This window comes from Sphingomonas sp. CCH9-E2 (assembly GCF_001557215.1).
GTDB lineage: Bacteria > Pseudomonadota > Alphaproteobacteria > Sphingomonadales > Sphingomonadaceae > Sphingomonas.
Window position 1 is genome coordinate 21,056 of sequence record NZ_LSJM01000296.1, and the last position, 6,397, is coordinate 27,452.

Here is a 6,397-nt window from a genome sequence, read left to right on the forward strand (position 1 = left end):
CTTAGTGTCCGTGCTCCGCCTCGCCCTTTCCGAGCTCGGCCTTGAGGGTGAAGCTGCCGGTACCGGCGATCTCTTCGCGGCCGGTGAGGCCTGAGGTCACGACGACCGAGCCGGAGCTGTGCGCACCGACGGTCACGGGCACGGCCCGGAACCCACTCGATGTGCGTACGAACACGACCTGACGATTCTCGACGGTCTGGAGCGCCGAGGCGGGCACGCTGACGGCGCCGCCGCCCTGACCGGGCAGTTGCACCACCGCGGTGACCGGCTCGCCGACGCGCCACTGGCCGGCGCTGTTGTCGATCAGCGCGATTACGGTGACGAGCCGGGTGGTCTCGTCGAGTACCGGCGAGACGAAGCTCACCTGCGCCGCCGAACGGCGTCCGCCCGAGCTGATCTCGACCGGCGCGCCGACCGCGACGCGTGCGGCATCGGCGGGCGACAACGACACGGTCACCGCGACCCGCGACAGGTTGGAGACGCGGAACAGCTCGGCGTCCGCGGCCACGGTCTGCCCGAGGACCACCGGGCGCGCGGTGATGCGCCCCGCGATTGGCGCGGTCACGCCGATGCGGTTGAGCGCGCCGCCGCTGACCCCGGCGGCCGAAACCTGCTGTCGGGCGAGCCGCAGCGCGATGCTTGCCTCGGTGGCGGCGGTGCGCGCGGCGATCACGTCGCGCTCGGGCGAGACGCGCAGCTTGAACAGCCGCTCCTCGCGCGCGAGGTTGGACTGGGCGAGCGCGCTGCGCGCCTGCGCCGCCTCGACCTCGGCGCGGATCGTGGCGGCCTCGCGGCTCTCGATCACCGCGACGACCTGACCGCGCGTGACCGGCTGACCGAGATTATAGTTGAGCGCGACGACGCGCCCGCCGATCGCCGCCGAGACGACCTGCGTTCCCTGCGGGTCGCCCTCGATCGTTGCGGGCAACTGCAGCGTGCCGCCGCCGCGCGACACCGGACGCACAATCTCAATGCCTGCGGCGCGGATCTGCTGCGCGGTGAGCGTGATCGTGCCCTCCTCGCCGCCGCCTTCGCTCTCGCCTTTCTTGTGTGCGCCCTCGGCCTCGCTGTGCCCGGCTTCGCCTTCCTTGTGCCCCGCCTCGCCCTCGGCATGGCCGGCCTCGGTGCTGTTGTTGGCGGCGGGGTCGCCGCCGCCGCATCCGGCGAGCAGCAACGCCAGCGCGAGCGGAGTCGCGCCTCCAATGATGAGCTTGTTCATCGTCAATTCCCTGTTGCCGCCGGCACGGGCGCCGGCGCGGTGAGCCGGGCCAGACGGGCCTCGGCGTCGTGATATTGGGCGAGCGCGTCGACCGCGGCGCGGCGCGTGTCGAGCAGGGTCCGCTCGGCATCGAGCAGCACAATCTGGTCGAACTTGCCCTCGCCATAGCCGAGGCGCGCGATGCGCGCGGATTCGGTCGCGGCGGCGAGCGCGGGTCCCGATGCGCGCACTGCGGCCGCCGCGCGATCGCGGTCGGCGCGCGCTGCGGTGATCGCCTGCTCCGCCTCGAACAAGGCGACGCGGCGCTGCGCATCGACCCGGTCGCGCTCGGCCAGCGCCTGGTTCACGCTGGCCCGGCCATTATTGAAGATCGGCAACGGCACCGATACGCTGAACACCATAGCCTGATCCTTGGTCGCGGTCAGCCGCCGCGTACCCGCACTCACCGTGAGGTCGGGCACACGCTGGCTGCGCGCCAGCCGCACCCGTGCTTCGGCTGCCGATACGTCGGCGCGGGCGATCGCCAACGCGAGCGTGCCGTCGGCGCGGACCGGCTCTTGTGGGCCGTAGCCGCCGACGCGCTCATACCAGGCGGCGTCGAGACTTTCGTTCAACGGCCGGCCGAGATAGCGCTCAAGCGTTGCACGCGCCGCTTCGGCCGCGCGCTGCGCCTGGGCGAGCTCGGTCTCGGCATTCACCTGCTGGAGCTGGGCGCGTTGCTCGTCGATCGGCGAGTTGGCGCCCGCCTCAACCCGGTCGCGTGCGATCCGAAGATTTTCCGTGGTCACCGTAATCTGGCTTTCGGCGATCGCGCGGCGGCGCTCGCTGGCGATGGCCTGGACATAGGCTTGGACTACGCCCAGCCGCAGGTCGGCACCCGCCACCAAGGTCTGTATTCGCGCGCGGGTGATTTCGGCCTCGGAGACGGCGATGCGCGCCGAACGCTTGCCGCCAAGCTCGATCGGTAGCGCGAAATTGACCGTCGTCTCGGATTCGTCGAGGCCACGATAGGGTCCGGTGCCGAGAATGTTCTCGACGTCGGTGGTAACGGTGGGATTGGGCCTCAGTCCCGCGACGACGCGGCCCGCCTCAGCCGCACGAATCCCAGCTTCGGCAACGTCGCCGGTTGGGGACACAGCACCTGCCTGGGCGAGCGCGTCGTCGATCGTGAGGACGTCGCCGGCCGAGGCCGGTGGCGACGTCTGCGCCTGCGCGATTCCCGCGCAGGACACCGCGGCCAGAAGGGCCGCGAGGATACGATGCATGTAAATACTCCTGACAAACCAAGCCATGCCGCGCAGGCGCGGCCGAGTGGTTGTCAGGCTTGCGGTGGTCTCAACGCGGGATCGCTGCGCGCGGCATACAGCGCCGGCGCCATTCGCACGAACGGCGCAGTCGAGGGCAGGGCGTGGCTGACGGCCGACTTCTCGGGCATGATCGCCATGAGGTGGTGGCCATGGCAACCATGCTGATGCCCATAGCCCTGGTCGGAGGCGGGCTTGCCCGGCTCCTCATTTCCCGAATGGACCTCGGCCTTGTCCGAGGCCTGCTCGGCGCAGACGCTGCGCTCCGCCGCATGCGCAACCGCCCCCGTGCCCATCGACAGGGCTGCGAGCGCACACAGGAGCAGGAGGAGGAAACGATGCATTGAACAGTGCCCATATCGCAGTGCGAGGTGCTTGTCACCCCAGTAAAATCAGGCAGATGAAGGTTGGCCCAAGCACAATTGTTGATATAATATATCAATTCTATTCCAAGAACGATTCGTGCCATGACGATCGCAAGTAGAATGGAAGTTGTTACTTTACATCATTTTTCCAACTGATATCATGTCTCAACATGATCGTGCGAATTTGATCTTGAAGTAGAACCTGTTTGATCGCAAGGAATGTTGCAATGGGAGCCGCGTCATACTGCGCATCGCACGCGGCGCCGCGACGCATTACCGACGTTTCCCGGGACGAGGAACGATGCCCCGCCTGCTGATCGCAATTCTTCTCGGTATGACCATGGTAGGCGAGTCGGCGCTGCACGGCGTTGAGCCGATGCCGGTTGCGACGACGATCGCGACTGATCGCTGCGCCGAGGAAGGGGTGTCGGCGACGCAGGACCAGCGTGAGGCCGACGGGCAGCGCCGCGAGCTGCCAGCCCATTTACATCTCTGTCACCATCACCATGCCGGGGTGTTCGCCGACGTCACGCTGACGCCGGTGATACAGTCGCGCAGCCCGGGCTGTGCCCGCTATGACTTCCGCGTGCACGGCGAGGTCCCGTCCAGAGCGCTGCGACCGCCGATCGCCTGACGATGTACGACGCCGCTCCCGCGCGGCTTTCCCATCGCTCAGGAGATTGATCCCATGCACCGTTTCGTTGCCTTGGCCGCGTGTGTCGCGACCGTCCTTCCCGCGTCTGTCGCTCACGCCCAGGACGCGCCGCCCGCCGCGGATTCCGGCCCGGTCACCACGCTGCGCGCGGCACTGCGCCATGCCTATCGCACCAATCCCGGGCTTACCGCCGCGCGCGCCGGGCTGCGCGCGATCGACGAAGGGGTCCCGATCGCCAAGGCGGCGGCGCGGCCGACGCTCAGCGCGACCGCCGATTATCAGGAATATGTGCTGACCTCGGCCAACAGCCTGTCGGCGCCGACCCGTGCCTTTGCCGCCAACGGCAATCTGTCGTTCCCGTTGTTCCAGGGCGGGCGCGTCGCCAATTCGATCCGCGCCGCCGATGCCCGGGTCGAATCGGGACGCTCGAATCTGCGCGCGACCGAGGCGGACGTCTTCAACGCGATCGTCTCGGTTTATATGGACGTGCTGCGCGACGAGGCGATCGTCCAGCTCAACACGCGCAACGTCACGGTGCTCGCGACCAACCTCCAGGCGTCGCGCGACCGGTTCGAGGTCGGGGACCTGACCCGCACCGATGTCGCGCAGTCCGAGGCACGCCTGTCGCTGGCGCGTGGGCAGCTCCAGGCGGCGCAGGCCCAGCTGATCGCGAGCCGCGAGAATTACATCCGCTTCGTCGGGCTGGTACCCGGCCAGCTCGCCTATCCGGCGCCGCTGCCGGGGTTGCCCGGTTCCGCCGAGCAGGCGACCGCGATCGCGCTCGGCGGCAACCCGCTGCTGGACGCGGCGCGCACCGACGCACAGGCGGCGGGCTATGACGTGCGCGTCGCCCGGGCGGCGCGGCTGCCGCGGCTCTCGGCGGTGGGGTCGAGCGGCTACAATAATTATCTGGGGTCGCTGACCAGCTCGCTGCCGGGTCGGACCTTCCTTCAATCCCAGACCAGCGCGACGATCGGCCTGTCGGCGACGATCCCGCTCTATCAGGGCGGGTTGCCGGGGGCGCAGGTGCGCCGCGCCCAAGCGCTGCACGGTCAGTCGCTCGAGCAGGTGACGCTGGTCGAGCGCCGCATCGTCGCCGAGGTGCGCGCGGCGTTCGCCCGGCATCGAGCGGCGCTCGAACTGATCCGGTCGGCGGAGGATGCGGTCGCGGCGAACACGCTCGCGGTCGAAGGCGTGCGCGCCGAGCTGACGGTGGGTACGCGCAACGTGCTCGACGTGCTCAACGCCGAGCAGGAATTGCTCAATGCGCGGGTGCAGCTCGTCACTGCGCGGCGCGACGCCTATGTCGCTGCGTTCGGGCTGCTGGTGGCGATGGGGCAGGCCGAGGCACATGATCTTGGGCTATTTAGTAGCGGTGGCAAGAGTTCCCACGACGAACCACTGCGGTCAGCCGCCTCGCCGAGCACCGTTGATGGAGGTGTTCCGCGAATGGCACTTCCCAACAGTTTGACACAGTGAGTGGCGCGCGGTGACCTCCTGTCTCGACCGAAACACACGCGATGACCCAAATTCGGGATAGGTAATTGTGGTACATTAGCATTGAAGATGGAGTCTTCAGCGATATCCGTTACCGAGCGAGTCGCTGAGATGCGCGTTTGCACCGCAAATGGTGATTGGGACCCAAGCGCCGACAGCCCTTGCGATAGGCCGGAGGGAAGGCTGACCGCTCCAGTTCGAGCGCCGAGTTGCTAAATCGCTGAACGGGCTTATCCTTCCGTTCGCGTCGTCGGCACGACGGCGCCGAGGCGTGAGAACCTCGCTTGAGAAGCCATGGTCTCGCACGGCGCATTGCCGGGTGGCCGTCGCACATGTCCAGGCCGCATGCGGCTAAAGGCGTCGGCGCGTGTCTCAAGCATGTTCTCAACACCCGGCTTTCGCCGGCTCCGCCTCGAAAAAGCGGAGCGGCATATGGCGAGGTTTCAGCTTCCAATCCGGTTCCGTCGGCAGACGGAGGCACCATGCTCGAGCGCATGAGGCTGGCGCGCGAGCTTCCCGGCGGCATCGGCGAGAGCGAGCCGCTGCCGCCCGAGGATCGCGTCGTTCCGACGGTCACCGGCCGGCTCGAGACGCTGTTTCGCGAGCACCGGCCGCGGCTGCTCCGCTTCCTGTCGCGTCGGACCACCAACGACACCGCCGAGGACCTGACCCAGCAGGCGTTCGTCCGTCTCGCGGCGCTCGACCAGAACGTCGTCGATCGGCTCGAGAGCCCCGAGGCCTATCTGCACCGGACCGCGGTGAATCTCCTGAAGGACGAGGCCAAGGCTGCCGCGCGCCATGCCGCGCATCTGCATGTCTGCGTGGACGACGTCGCCATCATGGGGCCAGATCAGATCGCCGCGCTCGAAGCGCGGGATATGCTCGCGCGGCTCGAAGCTGCTATGCTGCGATTGAAGCCGCGGACACGGGAGATCTTCTTGGCGCATCGAATCGACGGCTATAGCTATGCCGAGATCGCAGCCCGGACCGGGCTCGGGATCAAGGCGGTCGAGAAGCATATGAGCCGTGCCATCGCCCATATCGACGGCCATTCGTCGCTCCGATGACCGTACCGGCCGGGGAGGATCAGGCTACGGCACGCGCGCGGCAGGAGGCCGCCGACTGGTTCGCGCGGCTGCGCGCGGGTGCGAGCGAAGCCGAGCTGGCCGCGTTCGCGGCATGGCGCGCCGACGCCCTGAACAGCGAGACCTATGACCGGCTCGCACGGCAATGGGAACAATTCAGCTTCCTTGCCAATACCAGCCTCGGCCGGGGTCGCGACCTCTCCCGCGCCAGCGTCTGGCACCGGCAGCCGATCGTGCGCGTCGCGGCGGTCGCCGCCCTTCTGGTGCTGATC

The 6,397-nt window shown here is 68.1% G+C and carries 7 protein-coding genes; 4 read left to right on the top strand and 3 right to left on the bottom strand.

What is annotated here, in order from left to right; genetic code table 11:
• Nucleotide 1: 1 nt before the first annotated feature.
• From AX681_RS13660 to AX681_RS13670, 3 genes are read right to left on the bottom strand one after another with little or no spacing between them, the layout of a single operon-like run.
• Nucleotides 2–1,219 carry an efflux RND transporter periplasmic adaptor subunit gene (locus tag AX681_RS13660; protein WP_066573205.1) on the bottom strand — a complete coding sequence of 406 codons (1,218 nt, stop codon included), beginning with the start codon at nt 1,217–1,219 and terminating at the stop codon, nt 2–4.
• 2 nt (nt 1,220–1,221) lie between these two features.
• The gene (locus AX681_RS13665; RefSeq protein ID WP_066573207.1) at nt 1,222–2,484 is read right to left on the bottom strand and encodes a TolC family protein; all 1,263 of its coding nucleotides are present in this window, start codon (nt 2,482–2,484) and stop codon (nt 1,222–1,224) included.
• Between the two features lie 53 nt (nt 2,485–2,537).
• A complete protein-coding gene (locus AX681_RS13670; RefSeq protein ID WP_066573210.1) occupies nt 2,538–2,867 on the bottom strand; it encodes a hypothetical protein in 330 nt (109 codons plus the stop codon).
• Nucleotides 2,868–3,189: 322 nt separating this feature from the next.
• Here AX681_RS13670 and AX681_RS13675 point away from each other — a divergent pair, with 322 nt between their 5' ends.
• The 4 genes from AX681_RS13675 to AX681_RS13690 all read left to right on the top strand — a co-directional run.
• Nucleotides 3,190–3,522, top strand: coding sequence for a hypothetical protein (locus AX681_RS13675; RefSeq protein ID WP_066573213.1), 333 nt, complete (start codon nt 3,190–3,192; stop codon nt 3,520–3,522).
• A gap of 54 nt (nt 3,523–3,576) precedes the next feature.
• On the top strand, nt 3,577–5,022 hold the full coding sequence (locus AX681_RS13680) for a TolC family outer membrane protein (protein WP_082737885.1): 1,446 nt from the start codon (nt 3,577–3,579) through the stop codon (nt 5,020–5,022).
• A gap of 500 nt (nt 5,023–5,522) precedes the next feature.
• Entirely contained in the window at nt 5,523–6,107 is a 585-nt protein-coding gene (locus AX681_RS13685) for an RNA polymerase sigma factor (protein WP_231733682.1), read from the top strand.
• On the top strand, nt 6,104–6,397 hold a 294-nt coding region (locus tag AX681_RS13690), incomplete at its 3' end, for a DUF4880 domain-containing protein (RefSeq protein ID WP_156456101.1). The genes AX681_RS13685 and AX681_RS13690, both read left to right, overlap by 4 nt.

Excerpts from the sequence above, each read along its gene's own strand:
- AX681_RS13660 (WP_066573205.1), bottom strand. The coding sequence starts at position 1,219 with ATGAACAAGCTCATCATTGGAGGCGCGACTCCGCTCGCGCTGGCGTTG.
- AX681_RS13665 (WP_066573207.1), bottom strand. The coding sequence starts at position 2,484 with ATGCATCGTATCCTCGCGGCCCTTCTGGCCGCGGTGTCCTGCGCGGGA.
- AX681_RS13670 (WP_066573210.1), bottom strand. The coding sequence starts at position 2,867 with ATGCATCGTTTCCTCCTCCTGCTCCTGTGTGCGCTCGCAGCCCTGTCG.
- AX681_RS13675 (WP_066573213.1), top strand. The coding sequence starts at position 3,190 with ATGCCCCGCCTGCTGATCGCAATTCTTCTCGGTATGACCATGGTAGGC.
- AX681_RS13680 (WP_082737885.1), top strand. The coding sequence starts at position 3,577 with ATGCACCGTTTCGTTGCCTTGGCCGCGTGTGTCGCGACCGTCCTTCCC.
- AX681_RS13685 (WP_231733682.1), top strand. The coding sequence starts at position 5,523 with ATGCTCGAGCGCATGAGGCTGGCGCGCGAGCTTCCCGGCGGCATCGGC.